This is a genomic window from Rhodococcus sp. BP-160 (assembly GCF_019836205.1).
In the GTDB taxonomy this organism is placed as follows: Bacteria; Actinomycetota; Actinomycetes; order Mycobacteriales; family Mycobacteriaceae; genus Rhodococcoides.
On record NZ_JABUEK010000001.1, the window covers coordinates 655331 to 681855 of the forward strand.

A 26525-nucleotide genomic window follows, 5' to 3' on the forward strand; every position below is an offset into this window, starting at 1 on the left:
CCACACGGGTCGCGATGTGGACGTACCCGCCCGGAAGACGGAGAACGAGATGGCCAACGTCGTCATGCTGCTGATGTTCATGGTGGTCGGTGTCGGTTCGGGCGCTGCCCTCCTGCTGCGACCGCCCGTCCGCTAGGGCATTCCGGCGCCACCGGTCGGCGCCGGGCGCCGGTAGTGTTCGCCCATGGCCACTCTCGATCACGGCGACCCCGGCGACGCCCCGTCGATGCCGACGCCCACCGCTCCCGTCACCCACCCTCGCCGGCCGTCCGCGGCCGAGGAGGCGCGCACGGTGGCCGCGTCGACCAACACGGCCACGCTCGCGAGCCTCTCGGCCGACGGACATCCGTGGGCGTCCTACGTGACGTACGGCCTCCTGGGCGGGAACCCCGTGCTCTGTGTCTCCCACATGGCGGAGCACGGTCGCAATCTCGCGGCGGATCCACGGGTGAGTCTGTCCGTCGTCGCTCCGGGCGAGAACAGTGATCCGCTCGCGAGCGGACGTATCACGCTGGCGGGCACCGTGCTTCGGCCGTCGGGCTCGGACGTCGAGGCTGCGCGGGAGGCGCACCTGGCGGCCGTCCCGGCGGCGCGGTACTACATCGACTACAGCGACTTCACCGTCTGGATCCTGTCGGTGGACCGAGTCAGATGGGTGGGCGGCTACGGCCGCATGGACTCGGCCACGGCGGCGGACTACGCAGCCGCCGTACCGGATCCGGTACGGCCGGTGAGCGGGCCCGCGGTGGAGCACCTGAACGCCGACCACGCGGACGCACTCACCGCGATGACCGCGGCATTCGGCGGATTCCCCGATGCGACGTCCGCTGTGTGCACCGGCGCCGACCGCTACGGACTCGACATCACGGTCACCACACCGAGAGGCGTGTCCTACACGCGAGTCGGCTACACGTCGCCGTTGGCGTCACTCGACGATCTCCGTGCCGCGACGATCGAGCTGACGAGAAACGCCCGCCGCCCCTGAGGGGACGACGGGCGTCGATGGTCGAACGGCTCAGCTGACCGCCGCGTTCCGGCGCGGCAACTTCCAGTCGGGGCGGACCCAGTGGCAGGTGTATCCGTTGGGGATCCGCTGCAGGTAGTCCTGGTGCTCGGGCTCGGCCTCCCAGAACTCGCTCGCCGCGGTGACCTCGGTGACCACCTTTCCGGGCCAGATACCGGACGCGTCGACGTCGGCGATCGTGTCCAGCGCGACGTGCTTCTGCTCTTCGGAGGTGTAGAAGATCGCCGAGCGGTAGCTCACTCCGCGGTCGTTGCCCTGACGGTTCTTCGTCGACGGGTCGTGAATCTGGAAGAAGAACTCCAGGATGTCGCGGTAGGTCGTCCGGGTCGGGTCGAACACGATCTCGACCGCCTCGGCGTGCGTGCCGTGGTTCCGGTACGTCGCGTTCGGCACGTCTCCGCCCGAGTACCCGACGCGCGTGGAGAGCACGCCCGGCTGCTTGCGGATCAGTTCCTCGACACCCCAGAAGCATCCACCCGCCAGGATGGCCGTCTCGGTCGTGGAACCTGCCTGTGTGCTGTCCGCCATGGTGTCTCCTCTTGTCGCAGTAACACTCTGTTCCGACAACGTCCGCGCGCACCGCGTTGTTCCGACGGGCAGTTCCGGCGGGCCGTCACGCGACGGGCGGAACCTCGACGGACCTCGTGGGATGCGACTCCTCGATCAGAGACAGCGCGACCTCCCGCAGCGGGCGGTTCTCGGACTGGGAGATGTGGGCGAGCATCGTGAAGGCCTGCACGGCATCGACGTCGAATCGCTCCATGAGGATCCCCTTGGCCTGGCCGATGATGTCGCGACTCGCGAGGCCGTCCCGGAAGTTCTGGTCGTCGCGGGCACTGAGCAGCGCCACCGCGCCGTGGGCGGCGAGCGCGGATCCGACCATCTGAGCATCGGCGTCGAAGGCGTCGGCAGTCCTGCTGAACAGCAGCAACACGCCGAGATCACGCGCCGACGGATCGGTGTAGAGGCGGAACGCCGCCATCGACTCGATTCCCCTGTCGCGTGCGGCCGCGGCGAAGGAGGGCCACCGCCGCTCGCTGCCGAGATTCTCGGCCACGACGGTGTCGATCTGCCAGATCTCGTTCTCGGTGGGCCCCTCACCCAGTTCGAACTGCACACGGCAGAGATCGGCGGCGACGTCGTCGGTGCGGGCGTGGATGGTGCGCCGCGCACCGGTCATCACGGTGACGCACGCATGGTCGACGCCGGGCATGAGCTGCGTGGCCGACCGCACCAGGGCTGTCAGCGTGTCGTCCACCGATCGACGGGTTCCGCGGAGAGTGCGGGCCATCTCGGCGATTTTGCCGAGCGCCGACGCCTGCTGATCGACGGAGGTGTCCTCGTCGATGGTGCGGACGAGATCGCCGCGATCGCCGTACGGCACCGTCATGTGTTCCCCACTCTCGACGCCCATGACAACCGACCGTGTCGCGGACCTGTGTTTCCGACCCGGTCCAGAATAGAGCGAGGCCCCGGGGGCCGTCGCGCGACCGCCCCCCTTCACCTCGCGCCGGGTGTCGCCGTCACCTGATCGGCTCGAGCAACCGACGAGGTGCGCGGAGCGCGCGGGACACGGTGTTCGGCCGCGGGGTCGCGGTCACACCCGGCCCCGGCGACATGACGACCCGACCGGCAGCGGGCACGGTCCCGCACTGCGGGCAGCTGCCGTGATCGTCGAGCTCACCGCCGCACGGTTCGTGTCGGAACACCCGACGGGGGCCGTCCTGCGCGGGCACTGCTCGTTCACCCCACACCGTCAGCGCGTGCAGCGCGGGCCACAGGTCGACGAGGATCTCGGTGGGACGATATTCCTCACGCCCACCGACACGTTCCCTGCTCAGCAACCCGTGGTCCACCAGGGCCGACAGGCGCTGCGACAGCACTGCTTTCGACATGCCGAGGTGGTGCTGGAAGTCGGAGAACCGGCGCACACCGAACAGGGAGTCCCGCACGACGAGCAGTGTCCACCGCTCCCCCACGATCTCCAGGGCGCGAGCGAGCGAGCAGTCCTGCGCGGCGTAATCCGTTCCCATCGCCATGGCCCGAGCCTACCTCGAACGGTCTGTTGACCGAACCATATCGGCGGGTTACGGTTCGCTCACCGAACCGAAGGACGGGCATGACTCAGCAGCGATCCGCACCACCTCTCGCCCGTCCCCTGCCCGTCGCAGCGTTCGGGACCCTCCTCGCCCTGGCTGCGTTCACGTTTCCCCTGGCGACCATCGGCAGCACCGCCGCGACGCTCGGGAGCGACGCGTCGGGCAGAACCTGGATCCTGAGCTCGATGAGCATCGGCCTCAGTGCCGCGTTGCTGGTGTCCGGCGCACTCGCCGACGACATCGGCCGTCGCCGCACCTTCGTTCTCGGTCTCGTCGTCCTCGCCCTCGCGTCCGCTGTGTGCGCGGCCGCGCCGTCCACGCTCGTGTTCGTCCTCGCCCGCGTGGTCCAGGGCGTCGGCGCGGGCGCGGTGCTGGCGTCGAGTCTCGGCGTCCTCGCGCACGCCTTCGAACCCGGCCCGCTGCGCGCCCGTGCCAGCGGCATCTGGGGCGCGGCCGTCGGCGCGGGCATCACCCTCGGGCCCCTGCTGTCCGCGACCTCGGATCGTCTCGCCACGTGGCGCGAGGGGTACTGGCTGCTCACCGCGCTGACACTCGTCGCCGCGGTCGTCGCAGGGCGCCTCCTCGCCGAATCCCGCACGGAGACACCGCGCGGGCTGGACCTGATCGGCGCCGTCGCCCTGTCCGGGGGTCTGTCGGCCCTCCTCGCCGCGCTCGTCGAGGGCCGTGCCGGGTGGACGCGACCCCTACCCCTGGTCCTGCTCGCCGTGGCCGCGCTGTTGCTCGCGGGTTTCGTTCTGCACGAACGCCGGACCGCGTCGCCCATGCTCGATCTCACGCTGCTGCGCCAACCCGCCTTCCTCGCCGCCACCGTCGCCGCACTCGCCACCGGAGCCGGGGTGATCGCGCTGATGTCGTACATGGCCGGATTCGTCGGCGCCGCATTCGGTCTGGACGCACTCCACAGCGCCTTCCTGCTCTTCGGCTGGTCGGCGACGAGCGTGATCACCGCCCTGCTCGCGCGGCGCATACCCGCGTCCGTCTCCGGCGGAACGCAACTGGCCCTGGGCCTCGTCGGTGTCGCCGTCGGGACGGGGCTGTTACTCGGACTGTCCGAGACGTCGTCGCCCCTGCGCCTCGTGCCGGGTCTCGTCCTGGCCGGCGCCGCTACAGGAATAGTCAACGCCGCCCTCGGCCGCGAGGCCGTCGCGAGCGTCCCTGCCGGGCGCGCCGCCATGGGAAGCGGGGCGAACAACACCGCGCGCTATCTCGGCTCGGCGATCGGCGTGACCGTGGTGTCGGTGGTGGTCCTGTCGGCCGGCACCGCACCGTCCGCAGTGTTCGACGGCTGGAACCACGCCGTGATCGTCGTCATCGCGATCACCGCGCTGGGGGCCGCGGTCGTCGCGGCGACCCGGCCGAGAGCCGTACGCTGACCGCGTCGTCGCGCGCCCTCAGAACGAGGTGCGCACCGCGGCCTCGACGCAGCCGGCGGCAGACTCGTCGCTCCAGTCGGACACCCAGTGACGGATCGAATCGATGATCGAGTTCCAGGTCATGGCCCGACGCTAGAGCCGCGCGGCGCGCGGAGACACAGTTCTGCTCGGCGTGATCGGAAAGGTCACGACGGTCGTGCGTCGACTCCCGTTCCCGGAACGGCCTTGCGCAGTTCCCTGGTGTACTCGTGCTGCGGTCGATCGAACACGTCCTCCGCCGACCCGGACTCGACCACTCGCCCGTTGCGCATCACCAGCACCGTGTCGCTGATCTGGCGCACGACCGCGAGATCGTGGGAGATGAACAGATAGCTCAGATCCAACTCGTCCTGCAGCCGAGTGAGGAGTTCGAGAATCTGCGCCTGCACCGAGACGTCCAGTGCGGACACCGGTTCGTCGAGCACGAGCAGCTCCGGGTGGAGAGCCAGCGCGCGGGCGATGGCGACCCGCTGGCGCTGCCCACCGGACAGCTCGGCGGGGCGCCTGTCGAGGTACTCCGGCGCCAGGGCGACCTGCTCGAGCAGTTCGGCCACCCGGGCGGGACGCGTGGAGCGTGATCCGAGCCCGAACGCGACGAGCGGTTCCGCCACGATGTCCCGCACGCGCAGTGCGGGATTCAGCGATGCGTACGGGTTCTGATACACGATCTGGAAGCGTCGCCTGAGGGTGCGCAACTCCCTGCCGCGTGCGGACGTGATGTCGTCGCCGTCGAAGACGACCGACCCCGCCGACGGGTTCTCGAGCCGTAGGGCGATGCGAGCGGTGGTGGACTTTCCCGAGCCGCTCTCCCCGACGATCGACACCGTCCGTCCGCGCTCGACGTCGAGCGACACCCCGTCCACCGCCGTCAGGTTCTGCCCACGACCGATGCGGAACGTCTTGGACACGTGTCTCAGCGACAACAGGACCGGCTGCGCCTCGCGCGTCGCACGCGGCAGCCGTACCGACGTCAGAGACGGCGCGGACGCGATCAGGCTTCTCGTGTAGTCGGCGGTCGGGTTCTCCAACACCTCTCGCGCCGGCCCGATCTCGACGATCTCACCGTCACGCATGACGGCGATCCGATCGGCGCGGTCGGCCGCGACCCCGAGGTCGTGCGTGATCAGCAGTACCGAGGTGCCGTGCTCGGCGATCCGATCCGCGAGGTGGTCGAGAATGCGGCGCTGCACGGTCACGTCCAGAGCGCTGGTCGGCTCGTCGGCGATCACCAGCTCCGGCTCGCACGCCAGCGCGACACCGATGAGCACGCGCTGACGCTGCCCGCCGGACAGATCTTGCGGATACTGCCGAGCACGGAGCTCCGGATTGTCGATCCCCGCCTCGTCGAGTATCCGCACGGCCGCCGCCGCGGCGCTGCGCCGGTCGGCCCGGCCGTGGATGCGGAGCACCTCTGCGACCTGCTCCCCCACTCGCTTCACAGGATTGAGCGACGTGGTCGGGTCCTGCGGCACCAGACCGATGTGCGCACCGCGAAGCTTCTCCCACCGACGGTGTCCCGCGTCGTCGACACGGTCACCGTCGAACGTGACGGTGCCCCCGGTGACGGTGCCCGATCCGGCGAGGAGACCGATGATCGCCTGGGCCGTGGTCGTCTTGCCGCTGCCGGACTCGCCGACCAGGGCGAGCACCTCACCCCGCGCGATCTCGAAGTCGACACCCCGCACTGCCTCTGTCGCCCCGTACGACACGCGCAGACCGTCGACCCTGAGCAGGCTCGACCGGGTCGTTCCGCCGGCTCCACTCCTGCTGCTCATGCTCGATCACCCCGATCCAGCGCGTGGCCCACTCTGTGCGCCGACAGCACGACCGCCACGATGACGAGACCGGGCAGCGTGGTGAGCCACCAGGAGGTGGCGAGGAAGTTGCGCCCCTCCGACACGAGCGAACCCCATTCCGGTGTGGGCGGTACCGCTCCGAAACCGAGGAAACTGAGCGACGACACAGCGAGCACGGCCATGCCGAACTGCACTGCCGCCAGGGCGATCACGGGTGGGTACGCGTTCCGGAGAATGTGGGTCCACAGCACGGTGTGCCACCGCGAACCCGACGCGAAGGCGGCCTCCACGTACAGCGACCGCCTTACGCGCAGCACCTCGGACCGCATCACGCGCGCGAAGCTCGCGACGAGGGTGACACCGACCGCGATCGCGACGTTCACGGTTCCGAAACCGAGAGCGGTGACCAGGGCCAGGGCCAGCAGCAGAGTCGGGATGGACAACAGCACGTCGACGAGACGCATGAGCACCGCGTCGACGATTCCGCCGACAGCGCCTCCGATCAGGCCGAGAATCGATCCCGCCACGAGCGCGATGGCCACGGCCATCAGCGTCGCGCTGAGCGACAACCCGGCACCGTGCACGACCCGGGTCCAGACGTCGCGGCCGATGTTGTCGGTGCCGAACCAGTGAGCGGCGCTGGGTCCCTGCAACTTCTCCGCCGGGACGCCGCGCAAGGGATCCCCACTGGCGAACAGAGACGGGACGATGGCGAACCCGATGGCGACGATCAGGACGGCCACCGACACCGCCACGCCGATCCTGCCGCCGACGGCCCGCGGGGTCACTCGCCGTCGACGGGACGTCGGCTCGGGCGAGACGCTCGCGTGGACCGTCTCTCGTACCAGGACGTCAGACATGGGTCGGCTCCTTCGTGGGTCGGGTGGTGCGCTGGACGATCCGGGGATCGATCAGGGGGTACACGATGTCCACGGCCAGCGTGACGACCACGAACACCAGCGACGTGAGGACCACGATTCCCTGCACCACCGGGATGTCCTGCGCGAGAACCGATGTCTGCGTCAGTCGGCCCACGCCGGCCCGGGAGAACACGGTCTCGACGACCACCGAACCGGCCAACAGTTCGCCGACGAGGACGCCGGCGATGGTGAACGCCGGCACGCTGGCCAGGCGCAGCACGTGGCGAGTCTGGATCCGCCACCGGGACGCACCCTTCGCCTCGGCCGCGGTGGTGAACGGTTGCCGCCACGTCGTGGTCAGGCTGGTCGCGAGCACCTGCGCGATGACGGCCCCGGTCGGTACCGCCAGCGTGATCGCCGGCAGCACCAGCGATCCGAACCCGCGGTCGCCGAACGCCGGGAAGATCGGCAGCCCGAACGAGAACACCTGCAGGAGCAGGAGTCCCACCCAGAACGTCGGCACCGCGACGCCCAGCGGAGGGAGGGAGAGCAGCGCGGTACGCAACCATCGTGCGCGGGTGTAGGTAGCGAGAAAGGCGAGCCCCCCACCGACACCGACGGCGAGCATCAGCGCGAGACCGGCCAGGGCGAGGGTGCTCGGAACGGCGCCCAGGATCGCGGTGGTCACCGGCTGACCCGTGGAGATGGACGTGCCGAAGTCACCGCGGATCGCGCTGGTGAGCGATGTCCAGTACTGCTCGAGGACAGGCTTGTCCAGTCCGTACCGGGCCTGCAGCTCGGCGACCGCGGCCGCGTCCACCGGGGTGTCACTGCCGCCGCCGGAATCGACCGCGATGCTCACCGGATCGGAGGGCAGCAGGAACAGCACCACGAAGGAGATGGTGAACGCGGCCCACAGGACACCGATCGCCTGCAGGACGCGCAGGCCGAGGTAGCGAAGCATGTCAGCTCCTGCTCAACCAGGTGTCGAAGAACTGCAGCCGAGCAGACGCGTCGAACCTCTGGTCCTGCACCGCCGAGCTCGCGCCGACCGCCTGCGACAGTTCGACGGTCGGGATCCACAGTCCGTTGTCGAGCACCTGCTGCTGTGCGTTCGCCAGGTACTCGCCGCGCTGCGTCGTGTCCGTCGTGCGCAGCTGATCGGTCAACGAGGCATCCAGATCGGCGATCGGGCCACGCTGGTTGAGATTTCGGCCGTCCGCCGCGAACGACGTCCGCAGGATGTCGCCGTCGGCACGCGTGCTGTTGTAGTACGTCGCGTCGAAGTCACCGGCGTTCTGTCGTGCGATTCGACTCGGGCACGGACGTCAGCTCGAGCCGGGCATCGACACCGACGTCCCGCAACTGCTGCTGCAGCAACTCGAGAATTGCCTGGTTGCCCGCGAACACGGCGCTGAACAGGATCGAGAAGCTGAGCCGCTGACCGTCCTTCTCGCGGATCCCGTCCGCGGCCGGTACCCAACCCGCACGGTCGAGCACGGTCCGCGCCGCGTCGGCGTCGAAGGTCACGTCGGGCAACGACACGTAGCCGGGCGTCCTGCTCGCGAGAGTGCTGGTCGCCGGCAGGAAGTTCGGGCCGAGGACGGTGTCGACCAACTGCTGACGGTCGATCGCGGGGACGAGTGCGCGGCGCACGTCCGGGTCGGCCAGTACGCCTCGCGAGACATTGGGCGCGATACCGAAGGGTGTTCCGGGATTCGACGTCGTCAGCACTCGACCGCCGGTCGCCTCGATGGTCGGTGCGTCCTGCGGGAGCGCGTCGCTGACGGCGTCGAGCTGACCCGACGACAGGCTTCCGGTCCGGACGCCCGATTCCGGCACCACCGTGAACTCGATGCCGTCAAGGTAGGCCTCACCGGTGTGACCGAACGCCGGCGAACCCCAGGAGTAGCCGGCTCGCCTGGCCACACTCACCGATCGATCCTGCTGGTAGTCGGTGTACGTGAACGGGCCACTGCCGATGTTTCCGCCCTGGCAGCGCTCCTCGGCGGACAGCGACGTGGTGGCATCGGCCTGCAGTCCCAGCTGTGAGGTCGCCGATGCCTGCAGGAACTGCGCATTGGGCGACGAGAAGGTCACCTGCGCGGTCCGCGGGTCGACCACGGTCGTCCCGACGTATCCCGCGAGATAGCTGGCGGCGAGCGGCGCCTTCGCCGCCCCGAGCGTGCCCACGATGGCGTCGAAGTTGTTCTTGACCGACTGCGCGGTGACCGGTGTGCCGTCGCTGAACGACACCCCGTCCTTCAGTGTGAACGTGAACGACGTCGCATCCGCGTCGGTCTCCCACTTCTCGGCGAGCCACGGCACGATCTCGCCAGTGTCGGGATCCTGATCGGTGAGTGAGTCGACCACGGCGCGCGTGACGTAGATCGTCTGGTTGGTCCCTGCCTGCGCGGGATCCGAGCACGTCGGCGCTGTGGAGAGTCCGTAGTTCAGGGTGCCTCCCGGCTGAGCGGGGCCGGCGTCGGCGCCCGCCGAACCAGCAGCGCCGCCGCAGGCGGTGAGGGCCGTGGTCAGGGCGACGAGGCCGATCGCGGCACTGACGGCGGGTGTCCGTTGATGGCGGTCGATCACTGGGTCAACTCCAAGAGGTGTGTGTGCAGGAACGAAGAACGGGGGTCAGTCGGTGGGTCGAGTCGTCTTCCGGAACGCACGGGGCACGCCCTCGGCCGGCGGGGCCACCGGGTCGAACAGCGGTGTGTACCCCGCCGCCAGATACAGGCCGACAGCCTCCGGTCGGCGCCACCCGGTGGTGAGGTGGATGCTCTCGTAGTTTCGGACAGCGATCTCCGATTCGAGTTCGGTGAGAACGCGCCGAGCGAGTCCTCGTCGGCGGTGCGATGCGGACGTCCAGATGCGCTTCAGTTCGGCGGTCTGCTCGTCGTGACGCCGAAACGCCCCGCCGGCAACAGGTTCACCGTTCTCGAGGAGCACCATCAGCCCGCCGTGCGGCGGCGCGAAGTCCTCTGCCGGATGGGTGGACAGAGCCGAGTACATCTGGTCGGCGGTCCCGCCGTAGCGGGTGCTGTACTCGATCGCCAGCTCCGCGAGCAGGGGTCGTGCCAGCGGATCGCCCTGGTCGACTCGCGCGACCTCGAGCTGCGGGCGATCGCTGCCGGCCACGGGTGCTCCTTGTCGGACCGAGGTCACTTCTTCGGGAGCCCGGGTGGATTGATCTCCGAGGCCGACACGGCCTCGCCGCCGAGCCCCCACTTGTCCAGCACCTGCTGGTAGGTCCCGTTCTCGATGGTGTGATCGATGGCGTCCGCGAACGCCTCGGCGAGCCCGCTGTCCTTCTTCACCAGGACGGCGATCTCACCCTGGAGCGCCTCGCCCGCACCGGAGAAGGTGCCGATGATCTTCGACTCCCCTGTGCTCGACGAGTGGTACTGCGCGGACGGATTGGGTCCGAGGTACCCGTCGATGCGCTTCGAGGACAGGGCGAGGTAGTAGTCGGCGGCGTTCTGGTAGTAGACGATCTCGGCGGGCGCGATGCCCTCCGCCCCGTTCTGCGTGTTCCAGTCGACGAGCAGTTGTTCCTGGTTGGTACCGGACGAGACACCGATCTTCTTGCCGGCGATGTCCTTGCGGTCGGTGAACGTCCAGTCGGAGTCCGTCGGAACCTCGAGGGCGACGTTGTCGAGGCGGTAGGTGGCGAAGTCGTACTTCTCCTTGCGCTCCTCCGTGACCGTCACGTTCGAGATGAAGGCGTCGTTCTCGCCCGAATCGATCTTCACGAAGTTCTGGGCCCAGTCCGCGGTGCGGCGGTCGACCGAGAGACCGAGGACGTCGGCGAAGAGGCTCGCGAGATCGATCTCGGATCCGACGACGGTGGTGTCGTCGGTGGCATAGAAGCCGAGAGGCGGAGTCGCACCCGCTGTTCCGGTGACGACGAGGGTTCCGCGATCACGGATTGCCTGCGGCACCTTCGCCGCGATGTCGTCCACCTTCTCGGTGTGGATGCGCCCGGACTGCTCGGGCGAGAGATCATAGGAGACACCGGCTTCGGACACCACGGTGTTCTCGGCTGCGGGTTCGCCGCACGCGGACGCGACGAGCGCGAGGACGGCGACGGAGGACAGGACCGACGCGAGGCGACGGGACGATCGAGACATGGGAGAGGTCACTTTCGGGAGAGGTGTGCGTGGGAATCAGAGAACCCGGGAGAGGAATTCTCGAGTGCGACTGTGGGTCGGGGTGTCGAACACCACTACAGGAGAACCCTGTTCGAGGACGACGCCGCCGTCCATGAACACCACGGTGTCGGCGACCTCGCGTGCGAAGCCGACCTCGTGCGTGACGATGACGAGCGTCGCGCCGTCTGCGGCGAGACCGCGGATGACATCGAGCACCTCGCCCACCAGCTCGGGATCGAGTGCCGACGTGGGTTCGTCGAACAGGATCACCTTCGGGCGCAGCGCCAGCGCCCGGGCGATCGCGACGCGTTGCTGTTGTCCGCCGGACAACCGCCGCGGGTAGTCGTGCGCCTTGTCAGCGACACCGACCCGCGACAGGAGTGCGAGAGCCTCGGGTTCCACCTCCGACCGCGGACGTCGCTGTGCGGACACGGGTGCCTCGACCACGTTCTCGAGCACCGTGAGGTGCGGGAACAGGGTGAAGTTCTGGAAGACGAAGCCGATCTGCGAGCGCTGGCGCCGGATCTCCTTCGGCGTCAGTTCGTGCAGTTTCCGGCCTCTGCGGCGGTATCCCACGAGGGCACCGTCCACTCGGACGGATCCGGCGTCGACCTTCTCGAGGTGGTTCACCGTGCGCAGCAGAGTGGACTTGCCCGACCCCGAGGGTCCGAGAATGGCCGTGACCTCCCCCGGCCGCACGGCCAGGTCCACGCCTTTCAGGACCTCGAGGGCACCGTAGGACTTGTGCACTCCCCGTACCTCGACCGCATACCGCGCAGTCTCGATCTCGTCGGTCATCGAGTTGCTCCCCTCGGTGACAGCGGCAGCGCGGCGATGCGCGAACGCAACTTCTGGATCGGCGTGAGCGGCACCGTGCGCAGTGCACCCTTGGAGTAGTGCCGCTCGACGTAGAACTGCACCACGGACAGGACGGACGTCAGAATCACGTACCAGACCGTCGCGACCATGAGCATCGGGACGACACGGCCGGTCCGTCCGTAGATCACCTGGACCTGATAGAACAGCTCGGCGATGGCCATGACCGAGACGATCGAGGTGCCCTTGAAGAGACTGATCACCTCGTTGGCCGCGTTGGGGAGGATTCCCCTCATGGCCTGCGGCAGCACGATCGCGAAGAATTCGCGTCGCTTCGGGATCCCCAGCGCCGCAGCGGCTTCGAGCTGCCCCTGATCGACCGAGATGATGCCGGCGCGCACGATCTCCGCCGAGTACGCCGCCTGATGCAGGGCCAGACCGATGATCGCCGCAGTGGACCCGCTTATGACACTGTTGACGTCGAACTCGACGAAGCTCGGTCCGAACGGAATGCCCAGGGACAAACGCTGATACAGGTAGGCGATGTTGAACCAGAACAGCAGTTGCACGATCAGCGGGATCGACCGGAACGCCCAGATGTAGAACCAGGAGATGATCTGCAGGACCGGGTTCTGCGACAACCGCGCCGCCGCGAGAGCGATGCCGAGTGCGAACCCGATGAGGGTGCCCCAGAAGGTCAGCTGGATCGTGAGCCACAGAGCAGTGACGACGGACCGCGCCGTGAAGTACTGAGCGAAGGTGCCCCAGTCCCAGCCGGCGTTGGTCACCAGCCCGTGGACGAACTGTGCGAGAAGGACCAGGGTCGCGACGGCGATGATCCACCGCCACGGGTGCACCGTGCGTGCGACGACGAGGTCGTGATCCGAGACGTCACCGGCGTCGGTGGCGACCGGTCGATCGTGGAGTTGAGTCACCGGCTGCACCGGTGCGTGAGGGCAGCGAACATCGCTGTGCCTTTCGAGAGGACGAAGTGAGGGACCTGGTCAGCGCCGCGTACAGGCGCAGCAGCACTCTCGACACCACTCGAGGTGCAGGCGCAGGACGTGCGGGCGTCGGGTCGTCACAGTGTTCATCGGCGGATCTCCTCCATCGGTCCTGGCGGTAGCACCCACACACTCGAACTCGAGGCGGGTTGCTGCGACGTCGACGAGCCAGGTCTCTCGGTCGCTCTGGATGGTGAGGAAAATGTAGCGCCGACGTCTCGAGACGTCAAATCGCACAACCGTTTTCGGCTCCGTCGAGTTCGAATCACGATGACCGGAAAGGGTGACAACCGCACCGACCACGTGTTCGCGGTGGTCACGCGCCCGAGGTCTCACGGCCAGACGTGCGCCGGATCGCCGCGACGGAACCGTCCCGGTCGGTACATTCACGGGGTACACGGTGGAGGTCAGCCGACGACGGATCACCGGTGACGGGGACCGGGGTGCTCGCGTGACGCCACACATCGACAGAGCGCACCGCGGCGCGCGGACGTCGCCCACCGAGTCGCCTCTCGAGACACCCGCACGGCAGGTGCTCGACATCCGGTCGATCGCGATGGGAACGGCGATCACCGGTTCCGCCCTGTCACTGGGAGCGGGCTGGGTGGTGCCCGGGCTGTTCTTCCCCGGCATCGCCCCGATGCTCGCCACCGCTCTCGCCGTCGCTGCGGCCGTGGTGGGAGCCGGCATCATCTGGCGCTCGGGGCGGCTGACCGAACGCCAGTTCGTCGCCATGGGCATGGTGATGCTGTGCGGTACGACGTTCTCCGCGGTGGCGGTGACCGATCCGGCGGGTTCCCTCGCGATCGCTGCGCTGCTCACCATCGTCCCGGTGCTCTCCGCGGCCGCGTCGCCGCCCGCGACCGCGTGGTCGTTCACCGTGGCTGCCGGTGGAGCCGCCGTCGTGGTGTCGTTCGCCTCGGCAGGATCTGCGGCCATCGCGTTCATCAGTGCCGGCGCGTCCCTGACCATCGTCGTCGTCCCCGTCGTGTTGGTGTGGGGCCTGCGGCGGTCGATGGTGCGGGTGAGTCACCGATTCGACGTGCTCGCACGCACGGACGTCCTGACCGGCCTGCTGAACCGCCGGGGCGTACTCCCCCGTCTGACGGAACTGCTGGGTGCCGCGGCGTCGCGGCACGAATCGGTCACCACCCTCGTCATCGACATCGACAACTTCAAGGCCGTCAACGACACCCACGGACACACCCACGGTGATCGGACGCTGCAGTCCGTCGCGCGAGCGGTGGTGCTGGCGACTCCGGCGGGCGCCGTCGTCGCTCGTCTCGGCGGCGAGGAGTTCCTGGTCGTCGCCCGCGGTGCGCGTACGGCCGATCTCGCGGACCGTGTCCTGCGATCGGTGCGCACACGGTGCTCGGTGACGGTGAGCATCGGCACCACGACGGCCGTGGCCACGGCTCCCGACGGCGCCGCGCTCGCCCTCGGCGACGTGGAGTCGACGCTCGACTCCTTCATCTCCTGCGCGGACGATGCGATGTACCGGGCGAAGCGTCTCGGTCGTGACCGCGTCGAGCACGGCGACACGACTCGGTTCCACCCGCCGTCACTGCTGCGAGCACGGTCGTCCGAGCACCTCCGGTCCCGTCGACGGCAGGCTGTGCAGAGACGCGCGCGCACCGAGGCCGCCGCGGCGGTCGCTGCCACCCTCGTCGCGCTCCAGACCCACGGACACGGGCCGGAACACACGGCCGTCCGACTCGCGATGCTGTCTCGGCGCCTCGAGAAGGAGATCGACGTGGCGACGACGTCCCGTTCGGATCGATACTCCGCGGCACTGCGCTCCGCGGCCTCGCTCGATCAGAGCATCGGCATGGCGATGGAACACCTCGCGGTGGACCGGGACACCGCGGCGGCACTCCTGCAGTCGGCCGCGCACGCCGAGGGAACCTCACTCGGCGCACTGTGTCGAGCGCTGGCGTCACTGGCGGACGAGAACCCGGCGGCGGCCGCGAGGTATCTCCCCGCGACAGCCCGAGAATCACCGTGAGCGCAACCCTGTCCCGACAGGTCCGGGTTTCCTGACGTGGGATGGCCGAGTGGTGAGGCAACGGCCTGCACAGCCGTGCACACGGGTTCGATTCCCGTCATTCGCTCCACGGGGCGGTCAGCGATCGGCGATCACCGTCGCGATGTTGCGTTCGGCGAGCGCCGCGATGGTGAGCGACGGATTGACTCTGCCGGTGCTGCCCGGGATCAGCGCTCCGTCGACGACGTGCAACCGGTCGTGGCCGAGGACGCGGCCGTGCGCGTCCGTGGCTCGGCCCAGCACCACCCCTCCCAACGGGTGCGCCGTGAACGAGGTGTTCACGTCCGGAACCCGCAGGGGCGGATACCCCACACCGATTCCGGAGCGCTCCGCGATGCGGTCGTGCACCGGTCGCAGGGCGTCCGAGACGGCGATGTTGCCGGCCTCCGGCCAGTCGAGCCGCACCGACCGCGTCGACTCGTCCCACACGAACCGCCCTCTCGTCGGGTCCATGACCATGCCCAACGAGCCGATCAGCGTCAGATCGACGGGCGATCCGGGGACGAACCAGTTCTCGAGGGTGAGCGGGGCGCCCGAGTCGTCGGAGATCCTCGACGCCGAGGGCGACGCCTGCACGATGCCGTTGCCCTCCGGGCTCATGCCCCGGACGAGTGCCGCGTCACCGTTGGTGCCCCATCCCTCACCGACGTGCTCGTTCAGGTCGGGGAGCAGTCCGGTGTCGCGGGCATGCACGAGAAGCCGCGACGTTCCCATCGACCCGGCGCCCAGAACAGGTCGTCGCAGGTCACCGTGCGGGTGGAGAGGACCTCGGCGGACGGGTCGAGCAGATCCACGGTCAGCGAATAGCGACCGTCCGCCTCCCTGGTCACGGCGGTGACCTCGTGACGCGCATGGATCGTGCACCGGCCAGTGGCGCGAGCAGCGGCCAGATAGTTGCGGTTGAGGTCGAACTTGGCGCCGTTGGAGTTGCCGAGATTCGACTCCCCGATGATCGCGGACGGACGGGACCGACCGGCCATCTCTCCGCGCACCACGTCCCAGTCCCAGATACCGTCGATACGCTGTGGTGTGTACCCGGCGCGGCGGACCTGGTGATCCCACACCCGTGAATGCGTGAACGGCAGCGACTGATAGACGTCCTCCGGCATCGGTGCGAGCCGCAGCTCGGAACGGACGAGCGGGTAGTGCAGAGCCTGCGTCGTACGAGACGAGCCCGGTGAAGAGCTGGTCGAAGAACCGTCGTTCGGGGGCGATCATCACGCCGGTGAATACCAACGAACCACCGCCGACCGCGGCTCCGGACCACACGTCGATGGTGCCGTGTTCGCTCACGTCGAAGATGCCGCCGAAGCGGTCGGTGGGAACCGTGGGCAGTCCGGTCAGCGGAGCAGTGCCACCGCGACGCCAGAACGCGCGCCCGTCCGGCAGGAAGTCGTTGGCGAAGATCTGTCGACGCGGATCCGTGGGCCACTGCGACCCGCGCTCCAAGACGGTGACGCGAACGCCGGCCTCGGCGAGGCGCCGCGCGGTGACCGCGGCACCGAAGCCCGACCCGACCACCACGGCCTCCGAATGCGCCGGCGCCGGATCGATCGGTGCGTAGAGCTCGGGCACCGCCGACCGATACAGACCGTCGAGTATCGGAGCCGCGCGGGACACCGCTCCCGGTCCCGTCGACCCGATCAGGCCCGCGACGCCCATCGCGCCCAGGAACTGTCTCCTCGACCACTGCATGTCACGCTTCTCTCCACCCGGTGCAGGTGATCGCGGGTGTCGCGGACGGGCAGCGGATGCGCTGAAGCTTCCTTACTCGCCGGTAAGTTGTCCACTTCGCCCGGCTCGATGAGAGGCGATCGGCCGTGACGTCGACGAGTGCGCCGCACCACTCGAGCTGTTCCGGCGCCCGCGCGCTGCGCACGGCGTTCCGCGCACGGTGCAGCGCGCGCTCGGCACCGGGCGGTGCGCTCGGCGCCACGTAGCGGACCAGTGCGCCGCGCCACTCGGCAACACTGGTTGCTCCGTTGCCCCTACGGGTAGCCCATGCTGGATCGAGACACGATCACCGATCGGAGGCATCACACACATGGCAGCACGAAGTCCGGGCACGGCGCTCGTCGTCGGAGCCACCGGCATCTCGGGGCAGACCATCTGTCGACGACTCGTCGACGCGGGGTGGCGCACCTACGGGTTGTCGCGCAAGACCGAGTTGCCGGTCGACGGCGTGACACCCGTGACGGCCGACCTTCTCGACGCCGATGCTCTGAGTGAGGCACTGCGCGGAACGGCGCCCGACCTCGTGTTCTTCACGGCGTGGATGATGCAGGACTCGGAGGCGGAGAACATCGAGGTGAACACCGCCACCCTCCGGAACACGTTCGACGCGCTGGCGCCGGAGAACTCGGTGAAGCACGTCGCTCTCATGACGGGTCTGAAGCACTACCTCGGCCCGTTCGACGCCTACGGCGCCGCGGTGACGGCGGAGACCCCGTTCCACGAGAGCGAGGAGCGCCTCGACACACCGAACTTCTACTACGCCCAGGAGGACGAGTTGTTCTCGGGCGCAGAGCGACTGGGCTTCACCTGGAGCGTGCACCGGGCACACACCATCTTCGGGTTCGCCGTGGGCAACGCCATGAACATGGCACTCACCCTGTCGGTGTACGCCACTCTCTGCAAGGAGACCGGCGAGCCGTTCGTCTTCCCCGGTTCGGAGACCCAGTGGAACGGTCTGACCGATGTCACCGATGCCGATCTGCTCGCCGAGCAGATGATCTGGGCCGCCACGAACGAGAACGGCGCCGACGAGCCATTCAATGTCGCGAACGGCGACGTGTTCCGTTGGCGATGGCTGTGGCCGCGCATCGCCGACCATTTCGGTGTCGAACCCGTCGGTTTCGACACCGAACCGCGACCGTTGGCGACGCGAATGGACGATGCACCCGACGCGTGGCGGCGCATCGCCGAGAAGTACGACCTCGTCGAGTCGGACGTGACTCGACTCGCATCGTGGTGGCACACCGACGGCGACCTCGGCCGCGACATGGAGTGCCTGACCGACATGACGAAGAGCCGCAAGGCGGGGTTCCTCGGATTCCGCTCGACCAGTGAGAGTTTCGCGGAGAACCTCGCTCGGTACCGGGACGCGCGGATCATTCCTCGCTGACGTCGGACGCAACGGCCGGGCGGGTGGACCCGCCCGGCCGTCGGCGTCAGGACGCGATCGAGAGGCTCTTCAGAATGTTCAGGAAATCGGTCAGAGGCAGCAGATCTCCGAACGAGAAATTGAGGAAGCTGAGGCCGTTGAGAATGCTGAGCATGATGTCTCCCGAGTGAGTGATGTCGCGATTGTTTCGCGCACACAGATCATGAAGGACCCGTCGTCACGGACGACGATGAACGGTGTGGTGACCTGTCACTGACTTGGTCGTGCTCACAGACAACGCCCCGAAACGGTGTCAATTTCGAGAACATCATCAGCGAGCGAGAGCGGTCACCTCGTCCGCGATGATGCGCCCCAACTCGTCGGTCCCCGACGTTCCGCCCATGTCGGCGGTGAGCGCGGCGCCGCCCCGTGCCAACACGTTCTCGACCGCAGTCAGGACCGTGCGCGCGGCATCGGGTTCGCCGAGGTGATCGAGCATCATGCTGCCGCTCCAGATCTGTCCGATCGGATTGGCGACGTTCTTGCCCGCGATACCCGGTGCCGATCCGTGCACCGGCTCGAACAGACTGGGAAAGAGCCCCTCCGGGTTGATGTTTCCACTCGGGGCGATGCCGATGGTGCCCGCGATCGCCGGTCCGAGATCGGACAGGATGTCCCCGAACAGATTGCTCGCGACGACCACGTCGAACCAGTCCGGGTGCAGCACGAAGTTCGCCGTGAGGATGTCGATGTGATAGCTGTCGACGTCCACCGTGGGGTGATGCGACGCCATGGCGGCGACCCGCTCGTCCCAGTACGGCATCGAGATGGAGATGCCGTTGCTCTTGGTCGCGGACGTCAGGTGGCGTTTCGGCCTGGTCTCGGCGAGTTCGAAGGCGTACTTCAGGATTCGGTCGACGCCGATGCGCGACATGACCGTCTCCTGGATCACCGTCTCACGCTCGGTCCCCGCGAACATCCGGCCGCCGAGATCGGTGTACTCCCCCTCGGTGTTCTCCCGCACCACGTAGAAGTCGATGTCGCCGACCTCGCGTCCCGCGAGCGGGCTGCTGACGCCCGGCATGAGCCGGATGGGCCGCAGATTCACGTACTGGTCGAAGTGACGTCGGAACTGGAGCAGACTGCCCCACAACGAGATGTGGTCCGGCACCACCTCCGGCCAGCCCACCGCTCCGAAGAAGATCGCGTCGAACGGTCGGAGCTCCTCGAACCAGCCGTCGGGAAGCATCTTTCCGTGCTCGACGTAGTAGTCGGCGCTGGCGTAGTCGAAGTACTCGTACTCGAGGTCGAGGTCGAACGCCGCCGCCGCGGCGTCCAGTACTTCGATACCGGCGGGAACCACCTCCTTGCCGATGCCGTCACCCGGGATCACTGCGATGCGTCTGGTAGCCATCGTTCGAGCCTAGTCGGGGCGAAACCTTGACACTCGCTGACAGAACTGTCTAGGTTCTGAGCACCCGGCATCGAGATCGGGTGTTCGCCGGGGGGTGCCCACAGGTATCGGCGGACTCCACGAACGATCCGGGGGAAGCCGCATGCCACCGTTCACTCGCCGCACGTTCCTCTCCGGCGCCGCCGCGGCCGGCGGTGCGCTGATCGCCGGTAACCATGCCGCCCGCGCCTCTGCTCACGGCATCGCCGCACGCACACAACGGGTTCCGCTCTCCCGCGAGGATCACCGCGTGGTGATCGTCGGCTCCGGGTTCGGCGGCGGCGTCGCCGCACTGCGCCTCGCACAGGCAGGCGTTCCGGTGACCGTGCTCGAGCGCGGTCTGCGATGGCCGACCGGTCCGAACGCCGAGACCTTTCCGCACGCTCGCTCACCCGACGGTCGTTTCCTCTGGTACGGATCCGCGAAGAACGTGTTCGGAAGTCCGATCGACGTCCCGGCGTACACCGGCCTCGTCGAGGCGGTTCCCGGCGAGAACATGACCGCGCTGTGTGCGGCCGGGGTCGGCGGCGGGTCCCTCGTCTATCAGGGGATGACGCTGCAGCCGGCCGAGGCGGTGTTCGCGTCGCAGTTCCCCGGCGCACTGGACTGGGGCCTGCTCGATCGCGTCCACTACCCGCGGGTCGCCCGGATGCTGCACCTCGCGGTCGCGCCCGACGAGTTGGTCGACAGCCCCAATTACGCTGCACCACGAGCATTCCGGGACAGTGCACGACGACTCGGACTCCCCGTGTCGAAGATCCCGATGCCCATCGACTGGAACTTCGCGCTCGACGAACTTCGTGGCGAGATGGCCCCGTCCTACACCAACGGCGACGGCGCCATCGGCGTCAACAACGGCGGCAAGTTCTCCGTGGACGTCACGTACATCGCCGAGGCGGAGGCGACCGGGCTGGCGACGGTACAGACCCTGCACCAGGTCACCGACGTCGAACGGGCGTCCGACGGCCGGTGGACGGTGTACGTCGACCGCATCGACACCTCGGGGGCGGTCGTGGAGAACAAGATCCTCACCACGCCGACCCTGATCATGGCTGCGGGCAGCATGAACACCACGCGACTGCTGATGCGGGCGGCAGCATCCGGCCGGATCCCGGACATGCCGGACGCGCTCGGCGACGGCTGGGGCACCAACGCGGACAGGATCTACTCGTGGACGACGTTCGACCAGGACTTCGGACCCGCACAGGGCGGCCCGGTGGTCTTCGGCAGTCTCGACTGGGCGGACCCGTCCCGCGCGATGACGGTCATCCAGGCGTCGTTCCCCCCTCTCGGGGTGGATGCCCGAACCACCGTTCTGGTCGGCTACGGCGTCAGCGACGCCCGTGGGCGTTTCGTCTACGACGGTGCGCGGGACGATGCGATCCTGCGGTGGCCGCACGAGGGGGATGCGGCCATCCAGGGTCACATCGACCCGCGCGTGCGCGCGATCGCCGGACCGAACAGCCTCGTCGTGGACACCAACGCGGTGTTCCCGTCCACCTGGCATCCGCTCGGCGGGGCCAACATGGGAACGGTCTGTGATCTGGAGGGTCGAGTCCAGGGACAGCGCGGCCTCTACGTTCTCGACGGCGCCCTGATTCCGGGCAACTGCGCCGCCTGCAATCCGTCGATGACCATCGCCGCAGTCGCGGAGCACGCTCTCGACAGCATCGTGGCCACCGACGTCGGCACCGTCATCTGAGCCGGTCCGCGGCCGGCGTCAGTCCAGCAGGGCATCGGTCAGCTCGACCCGCCGCGCGACGATGTCGTCCGCGAGCTGGGTGACGCGTATCCCGTCTGCGTAGGCGAGGGACCGGAGCCGAACCACGGCCTCGTCGGCGGTGATCCGGAACCGTGCTGCCATCATGCCGGCAGCCACGTGCACGGAGGCGCGGGACAGCGGATCGTCCGCGGCGTCGTCCCCCACTCCGGCGACGTCGCGGCGCACCGCGGACGCGAGTTCCCCGGCGCACCGCGCGGCACGCGCCGCGGTCACCGGCGACCACGGATGCGCGTCGCGGCGATAGAGCTCGAGCACGCCCACCGTCGGCTCCGTGCCCACCGGAACCGCGAACACGGCACCCACGTCGAGAGCTCGAACGGCGTCGTCGAACAGCGGCCACGGCGAGCCCTCGTCGGTACCGACCATGCTGATCATCGTCTGTTCACTCCGGAAGGCATCGAGGCACGGCCCGGTTCCCAGCGTGAACTGCAGTTCGTCGATGCGGGTCGCTACGTCGTCGCTGCTGTAGACGAGGTCGCGGATCGCCGCGGTCACGATGACTGCCACCGCGATCCCGTCCACACCCAGCGACGGCGCGTACCGCTCCACCACGGCGCGGGTGGCGTCGAAAGAATCCATGGATTCTGGTGCCCGAGTCGGACATGGATGAACGTACCGCCGAGATCACTCCACGCCGACGGTTCGGCCGCCCTCGTTCATCGAGGCGACGAGAGCGTCGGCGACGAGACCTGCACGCAGCCCCGCGTCCGCGTCGGCGAGCTCCGAGACCCGGCCGGCCTCGAGGGAATCGACCCACTCCTGAAGTTGCAGGCGATACGCGTCCGCATAGCGGGGAACCCAGTCGGCCGGGTAGGCCACGGACCGCCGGCGGTCGCGGTCGGTGACCACGTGAGTGGGCAGCACGAGCGCAGACGCTCCGATATCGCCCACCACCTCGCACCTCGTGTCGTATCCGTAGCGGGCGTTGAGGAAGATCTCGACCGTCACCAGAACGTCGGACTCGGTCCGCAACAGCATGATCTGCGGATCCTGGCGCGTTCCGGAGTGCGCGGACGTACGACCAGCGTGCCAACTCACCTCCGTGATCGGCGACGACAGCAACCACGGCACGATGTCGAGTTCGTGAATCGCGGAGTTGGTGATGGTCGACGCGGACGTGCCGCCGGGGTAGGCCTCGACGGTGCGACTCACGCAGTGGGCGACGAGTGGTTCACCCAGTTCACCGGACGACACCACACGCTTCAGTTCCACGTAGGCCGGATCGAACCGACGCATGAAGCCGACCGTGATCAAGGTGCGTTCGCCCTGCGCGGCGATGATCTCGCGGCACTCCGCCGCCGTGGGCGCGAGCGGCTTCTCGCACAGCACCGGCTTGCCCGCGGCCAGCGCCAGGTGCACCAGTTCGGCGTGGGTCGAATCGTGCGAGGCGATGACGACGGCGTCGACGTCGTCGCGCTCGATCAGCGCCGGGCCGTCCGCCGCGACGGTGGCGCCGCGCAGGGTGGAGGCGACTGCACTCGCCCGTGCTGCGTCGAAGTCGGCGACAGCGGTCACCGCCGCGCCCGACACCCGCCGATCGAGGGACAGGGCATGGTCCGCTCCCATGACGCCGACACCGATGATTCCAACCCGCACAGTCATGATCGAAAGTATTACATCTTAATGTCCTGACAAATGTGCGTTCGTCTGATTGGCTCTGCCGCATGACGCAGAGCGCCTCCCTCCCCCTGTCACGAGTTCCCGATCCCCGTGACGCGCCCGTGCTCCGGTGGGCAGTCCTCGGGCCGGGCTGGATCGCGCACCGGTTCGTCGAGTCACTGCACCGGCACACGACCCAGACCGTCGTCGCGGTGGGATCCCGCTCACCGGAGCGCGCACGCGCCTTCGCCGACGAGCACGGCGTCGACCGCGCGCACGGCACCTACGAGGACGTCTTCGCCGACGACGACGTCGACATCGTGTACATCGCCACGCCGCACACCGAGCACCTCGCGAACGCCCTCGACGCCATCGCCGCGGGCAAGCACGTGCTCGTCGAGAAGCCGCTCGCCGTCGACGCGGCCGGCGCGGCCCGTATCGCGGAGGCCGCACGGTCGGCAGGAGTGTTCGCGGGAGAAGCGATGTGGACGAGATTCCTGCCGAAGTTCGACGTGATAGAGCAGGTGCTCCGCAGCGGCGTCCTCGGACCGATCCACACGGTGCTCGCGGATCACGGCGAGTTCTTCACCACCGATCACCGCATCTACGATCCGGCGCTGGCCGGTGGCCCGCTCCTGGATCTGGGAACGTACGTCGCGTCCTTCGCCTACTCGGTTCTCGGTGCACCGGAGACGGTGGATGCCCGGAGTCGACCTGCCAATGACGAGATCGACGGTCAGATCTCGGCCCTTCTCACCGGCGAGTCCGGACATGCGGTGCTCAACACCACGATCCTGACGAACACGCCGACGACGGCGGTCGTGTGCGGCCGGGACGGCACGCTCACCATCGCCGGGCCCTTCTTCATGCCGGGGCCGTTCACCGTCGCACTCCGCGACGGCATCACCCTCGCCTACGACGAGACCCCCGGCCTCCAGGTCGACGGACTGCATCTCGCCGCGGTGGAGGCTGCGAGAAGGATTTCCGTCGGCGAGGTCGAGTCCGCCGTCCATCCCCTCGCCGACGCGGTCGCGACCCTGGAGATCATCGACCGGATTCGCGACCGGATCAGCTGATCAGATCGGCGTAGACCACGATGTTGTCGTCGTAACTGGCTGCGTCGCTGTCGAATCGACCGCCACACGTGATCAGCCGGAGTCCCGGGTGGTCGATGTCGCCGTACACCGTGTTCGTCGGGAACTCGGCCTTCGGGTACTGATCGACCTCCATGACCCGGAAGCGCGACGTGGTGCCGTCCTGCAGAGTGACGATCACGTCGTCGTCCGGGACGAGGTCACCGAGCCGGGAGAACACGCCCGGCGCACCGTCCCAGTCCACGTGACCGGCGATCACGGACGGCCCCATCGCGCCGGGAATCGGTGAACCCGTGTACCACCCGGCCGGAAACGCGCCGGGTGGTACCTCCATCGTCCCGTCCTGCTGCAGACCCAGGCCCATGAGGTCGGAACTCACGGAGATCGCGGGAACGTCGATGCGGACCGGCGGCGACGAGACGGCCACGGCATCAGGGACACCAGTGGTGCCCTCGTCGACCACGCCGACGTCCGCCGACTCGGTCGCGGCCGGCACCGGCGACTCGGTGCCGGCAGCAGTGGAGCATCCGGAGATCAGCGCCAGCGTGAGCAGCACCGCAGCGCACAGTGAGCGCGCCGCGGTGATGGCGGAACGTGATGCCATGTCAGCTCTTTCGACGACGCAGCACCAGTGCCGACCCGATGATCGCCGCGGCCGCGAGGCCGATCGACACGGGCTGCCGATGGTCGGCCGACCGGACGGTGCTGCCGTCACCCGTGTCGACGCCACCACCCGGGACCTGAGTGATCTGGCTGCCCGGCGAGTACCGGCCCGGCGCGTCCGGACCCGTGGGGACACCGGGGGTTCCGGGCGTGTTCGGGGTTCCGGGCGTGTTCGGGGTTCCGGGAGTGTTCGGGGTTCCGGGAGTGTTCGGATTTCCCGGCGTGTTCGGGGTTCCCGGCGTACCGGGAGTGTTCGGGGTTCCCGGCGTACCGGGAGTGTCCGAGGTGGGCGGGACCGCCGGTGCGGTGGGCACCGACGAGGTGGGCGGTGTACCCGGCAACCCCGGAAGACCCGGGATGGTGATCACGGGCGGGACACCGGGGATCGACGGCAGTCCCGGGATCGACGGGATCGGAATCACGATGGGAGGCACCACGACTCCTCCGTCGCCGACCGGGGTGGTGGTCGTCCGCGGGGAGCAGTCGTTCGCCGTGATCACGTTGTCGTCCAGGGTGACCGCGCCGTTGCGCGCCAACACACGTCCGGAGACGGTCGCACCGTTCTGGACGCTGATCGAGGTGAGCGCCAGTACCGTTCCGACGAACGTCGTGGAGGTACCGATGGTCGCCGAGCTGCCCACCTGCCAGAAGACGTTGCAGGGATTCACGTTGATCAGTGCCACTCTGCTGCCGGACCCCGTGATCAATGTGGACGGTGCCTGAAAGACGAAGACGGCGTCGGGATCCGATCCACCGTCCAACGTGACGGTGCCGTTCAGGGCCAGTGCGCTGGAAGCCTTGTAGACCCCCGGGGCGAGGGTGCTGCCGGTGATGTCGGCAGCGACGTTCGCCGAGATCGGCTCCGCACTCGCCTGGTCGTATGCCGTGGTGAGGTCCGACTGCGCCTGCAGCGCAACCGCGTCGGCGGCATGGATCGTGCCGTTGTTCACGAGACCGGGCAGAAACCCCGTGACGGCCGCGGTCGGACTGGTTCCGAGGTCACCCGAGATGACCGACGGGCCGGTGTTGGTCACGCCCGCACCGGCCAGGACCGCGTAGCTGGCAGCGGTGCCGAGTCCCACCGGAGTGGCGGCGTCGGCGGTGCTCGCGCCGACGATCATCAGAGCCGCCGTGGCGACGGCGACGGTACCCAGTGCGGGGAGGCGGCCTCGCTTCGCGGCGTCGAAGGGAGAGCGGTCGAGGTGTGTCCTGATCATGCGGTTCCTTGCGCGATGTGGTGAATGTGCCGCATCCGAGATGCAGCACATGTGGTGCGCAGACTCTGTCCCCGACGACGCAGAGCGGTGCGATGACGCCCCGGCGACGTCGGCGCGTCGATGACCGTCCGAGAAGACGACCACGACGCCGAAATGTGGCGGGGGCAGGTGTGAGATCGAGCCGACTCCGTCGAATGCGACGTAGATTTACGGCATAAATGAGAGTGAACAGGACGATAACGGTGATGTCAATGCATGCCGGAATTGCGACATTCTGTCGAGTCCGGACAATCACGTGATGGACGACTGACATCTCTGTGCGACAACAATTCTCGGACTCTGATGTAGACATCGATACGATATCGGGCATGCATTCACGA

General features: G+C 68.3%; 24 protein-coding genes, 1 tRNA gene, 2 pseudogenes and 1 riboswitch. Of the genes and pseudogenes, 8 read left to right on the forward strand and 19 right to left on the reverse strand.

Features of this window, described 5'->3' with window-relative positions:
* The first annotated feature begins 184 nt into the window (after window positions 1–184).
* Window positions 185–985 (forward strand): HugZ family protein, encoded by an 801-nt coding sequence (locus tag HQ306_RS03020; RefSeq protein WP_027504009.1) that lies wholly within the window; start codon window positions 185–187, stop codon window positions 983–985.
* A gap of 30 nt (window positions 986–1015) precedes the next feature.
* Here HQ306_RS03020 and msrA read toward each other — a convergent pair whose 3' ends face one another.
* From msrA to HQ306_RS03035, 3 genes are all read right to left on the reverse strand, one after another.
* Window positions 1016–1552: a peptide-methionine (S)-S-oxide reductase MsrA gene (gene msrA / locus HQ306_RS03025; protein ID WP_222627533.1), complete on the reverse strand. Its 537-nt coding sequence runs from the start codon at window positions 1550–1552 to the stop codon at window positions 1016–1018.
* A gap of 85 nt (window positions 1553–1637) precedes the next feature.
* Window positions 1638–2438 carry a GAF and ANTAR domain-containing protein gene (locus tag HQ306_RS03030; RefSeq protein ID WP_261769686.1) on the reverse strand — a complete coding sequence of 267 codons (801 nt, stop codon included), beginning with the start codon at window positions 2436–2438 and terminating at the stop codon, window positions 1638–1640.
* Window positions 2439–2547: 109 nt separating this feature from the next.
* Complete coding sequence (locus HQ306_RS03035; protein WP_056447228.1) at window positions 2548–3063, reverse strand: helix-turn-helix domain-containing protein; 516 nt, start codon at window positions 3061–3063, stop codon at window positions 2548–2550.
* An 80-nt stretch (window positions 3064–3143) separates the two neighbouring features.
* Here HQ306_RS03035 and HQ306_RS03040 point away from each other — a divergent pair, with 80 nt between their 5' ends.
* Complete coding sequence (locus HQ306_RS03040) at window positions 3144–4517, forward strand: MFS transporter (protein ID WP_222627535.1); 1374 nt, start codon at window positions 3144–3146, stop codon at window positions 4515–4517.
* A 185-nt stretch (window positions 4518–4702) separates the two neighbouring features.
* Here the strand turns inward: HQ306_RS03040 and HQ306_RS03045 are convergent, their stop codons facing one another.
* From HQ306_RS03045 to HQ306_RS03080, 8 genes and pseudogenes are all read right to left on the reverse strand, one after another.
* On the reverse strand, window positions 4703–6331 hold the full coding sequence (locus HQ306_RS03045; protein WP_222627537.1) for an ABC transporter ATP-binding protein: 1629 nt from the start codon (window positions 6329–6331) through the stop codon (window positions 4703–4705).
* Window positions 6328–7212 (reverse strand): ABC transporter permease, encoded by an 885-nt coding sequence (locus HQ306_RS03050; RefSeq protein WP_222627539.1) that lies wholly within the window; start codon window positions 7210–7212, stop codon window positions 6328–6330. Before HQ306_RS03050 ends, HQ306_RS03045 begins: the two co-directional genes overlap by 4 nt.
* Window positions 7205–8176 carry an ABC transporter permease gene (locus HQ306_RS03055; RefSeq protein ID WP_222627541.1) on the reverse strand — a complete coding sequence of 324 codons (972 nt, stop codon included), beginning with the start codon at window positions 8174–8176 and terminating at the stop codon, window positions 7205–7207. The genes HQ306_RS03050 and HQ306_RS03055 overlap by 8 nt, the downstream gene beginning before the upstream one ends.
* Before the next feature lies 1 nt (window position 8177).
* Window positions 8178–9807 (reverse strand): annotated as a pseudogene (locus HQ306_RS03060) (ABC transporter substrate-binding protein).
* A 45-nt stretch (window positions 9808–9852) separates the two neighbouring features.
* Entirely contained in the window at window positions 9853–10356 is a 504-nt protein-coding gene (locus HQ306_RS03065; RefSeq protein WP_222627543.1) for a GNAT family N-acetyltransferase, read from the reverse strand.
* A 23-nt stretch (window positions 10357–10379) separates the two neighbouring features.
* Complete coding sequence (locus tag HQ306_RS03070; protein ID WP_027504017.1) at window positions 10380–11348, reverse strand: ABC transporter substrate-binding protein; 969 nt, start codon at window positions 11346–11348, stop codon at window positions 10380–10382.
* 36 nt (window positions 11349–11384) lie between these two features.
* Window positions 11385–12167, reverse strand: a complete 783-nt coding sequence (locus HQ306_RS03075; RefSeq protein ID WP_222627545.1) for an amino acid ABC transporter ATP-binding protein — start codon at window positions 12165–12167, stop codon at window positions 11385–11387.
* Complete coding sequence (locus HQ306_RS03080; RefSeq protein ID WP_231476123.1) at window positions 12164–13120, reverse strand: amino acid ABC transporter permease; 957 nt, start codon at window positions 13118–13120, stop codon at window positions 12164–12166. Before HQ306_RS03080 ends, HQ306_RS03075 begins: the two co-directional genes overlap by 4 nt.
* 169 nt (window positions 13121–13289) lie before the next feature.
* A riboswitch (SAM riboswitch) is annotated at window positions 13290–13386 on the reverse strand.
* Between the two features lie 254 nt (window positions 13387–13640).
* Between HQ306_RS03080 and HQ306_RS22510 the strand changes: the two genes are divergently transcribed.
* Window positions 13641–15194 carry a GGDEF domain-containing protein gene (locus tag HQ306_RS22510; protein ID WP_222627547.1) on the forward strand — a complete coding sequence of 518 codons (1554 nt, stop codon included), beginning with the start codon at window positions 13641–13643 and terminating at the stop codon, window positions 15192–15194.
* 38 nt (window positions 15195–15232) lie between these two features.
* Window positions 15233–15303, forward strand: a tRNA-Cys gene (locus HQ306_RS03090).
* An 8-nt stretch (window positions 15304–15311) separates the two neighbouring features.
* On the opposite strand, the gene HQ306_RS22515 is transcribed toward HQ306_RS03090, so the two are convergent.
* Window positions 15312–15926 carry a GMC oxidoreductase gene (locus HQ306_RS22515; protein ID WP_308115402.1) on the reverse strand — a complete coding sequence of 205 codons (615 nt, stop codon included), beginning with the start codon at window positions 15924–15926 and terminating at the stop codon, window positions 15312–15314.
* Entirely contained in the window at window positions 15890–16342 is a 453-nt protein-coding gene (locus tag HQ306_RS22520; protein WP_308115404.1) for a hypothetical protein, read from the reverse strand. Before HQ306_RS22520 ends, HQ306_RS22515 begins: the two co-directional genes overlap by 37 nt.
* 116 nt (window positions 16343–16458) lie before the next feature.
* On the opposite strand from HQ306_RS22520, the gene HQ306_RS22525 reads away from it, so the two are divergent.
* Entirely contained in the window at window positions 16459–16797 is a 339-nt protein-coding gene (locus HQ306_RS22525; protein ID WP_308115403.1) for a hypothetical protein, read from the forward strand.
* Here HQ306_RS22525 and HQ306_RS22730 read toward each other — a convergent pair.
* Window positions 16707–16928, reverse strand: a pseudogene (locus HQ306_RS22730) (twin-arginine translocation signal domain-containing protein); the annotation flags it as partial. The gene HQ306_RS22525 and the pseudogene HQ306_RS22730 sit on opposite strands and share 91 nt — an antisense overlap.
* Window positions 16929–17277: 349 nt before the next feature.
* On the opposite strand from HQ306_RS22730, the gene HQ306_RS03100 reads away from it, so the two are divergent.
* Entirely contained in the window at window positions 17278–18357 is a 1080-nt protein-coding gene (locus HQ306_RS03100; protein ID WP_056447203.1) for an SDR family oxidoreductase, read from the forward strand.
* 310 nt (window positions 18358–18667) lie between these two features.
* On the opposite strand, the gene HQ306_RS03105 is transcribed toward HQ306_RS03100, so the two are convergent.
* Window positions 18668–19750 (reverse strand): tartrate dehydrogenase, encoded by a 1083-nt coding sequence (locus HQ306_RS03105; protein WP_222627549.1) that lies wholly within the window; start codon window positions 19748–19750, stop codon window positions 18668–18670.
* A gap of 142 nt (window positions 19751–19892) precedes the next feature.
* Here HQ306_RS03105 and HQ306_RS03110 point away from each other — a divergent pair, with 142 nt between their 5' ends.
* Window positions 19893–21491, forward strand: a complete 1599-nt coding sequence (locus tag HQ306_RS03110; protein WP_222627550.1) for a GMC oxidoreductase — start codon at window positions 19893–19895, stop codon at window positions 21489–21491.
* A gap of 18 nt (window positions 21492–21509) precedes the next feature.
* Here HQ306_RS03110 and HQ306_RS03115 read toward each other — a convergent pair whose 3' ends face one another.
* The gene (locus tag HQ306_RS03115; RefSeq protein WP_222627552.1) at window positions 21510–22151 is read right to left on the reverse strand and encodes an ANTAR domain-containing protein; all 642 of its coding nucleotides are present in this window, start codon (window positions 22149–22151) and stop codon (window positions 21510–21512) included.
* A 45-nt stretch (window positions 22152–22196) separates the two neighbouring features.
* The gene (locus tag HQ306_RS03120; RefSeq protein WP_222627554.1) at window positions 22197–23174 is read right to left on the reverse strand and encodes a Gfo/Idh/MocA family oxidoreductase; all 978 of its coding nucleotides are present in this window, start codon (window positions 23172–23174) and stop codon (window positions 22197–22199) included.
* A 62-nt stretch (window positions 23175–23236) separates the two neighbouring features.
* Here HQ306_RS03120 and HQ306_RS03125 point away from each other — a divergent pair, with 62 nt between their 5' ends.
* Window positions 23237–24247 carry a Gfo/Idh/MocA family protein gene (locus HQ306_RS03125; protein ID WP_222627556.1) on the forward strand — a complete coding sequence of 337 codons (1011 nt, stop codon included), beginning with the start codon at window positions 23237–23239 and terminating at the stop codon, window positions 24245–24247.
* On the opposite strand, the gene HQ306_RS03130 is transcribed toward HQ306_RS03125, so the two are convergent.
* Together HQ306_RS03130 and HQ306_RS03135 are read right to left on the reverse strand one after the other, a co-directional pair.
* Window positions 24240–24869 carry a class F sortase gene (locus tag HQ306_RS03130; protein ID WP_222627558.1) on the reverse strand — a complete coding sequence of 210 codons (630 nt, stop codon included), beginning with the start codon at window positions 24867–24869 and terminating at the stop codon, window positions 24240–24242. The two genes, HQ306_RS03125 and HQ306_RS03130, sit on opposite strands and share 8 nt — an antisense overlap.
* 1 nt (window position 24870) lies before the next feature.
* Entirely contained in the window at window positions 24871–26145 is a 1275-nt protein-coding gene (locus HQ306_RS03135) for an ice-binding family protein (RefSeq protein WP_261769689.1), read from the reverse strand.
* Window positions 26146–26525: the final 380 nt, after the last annotated feature.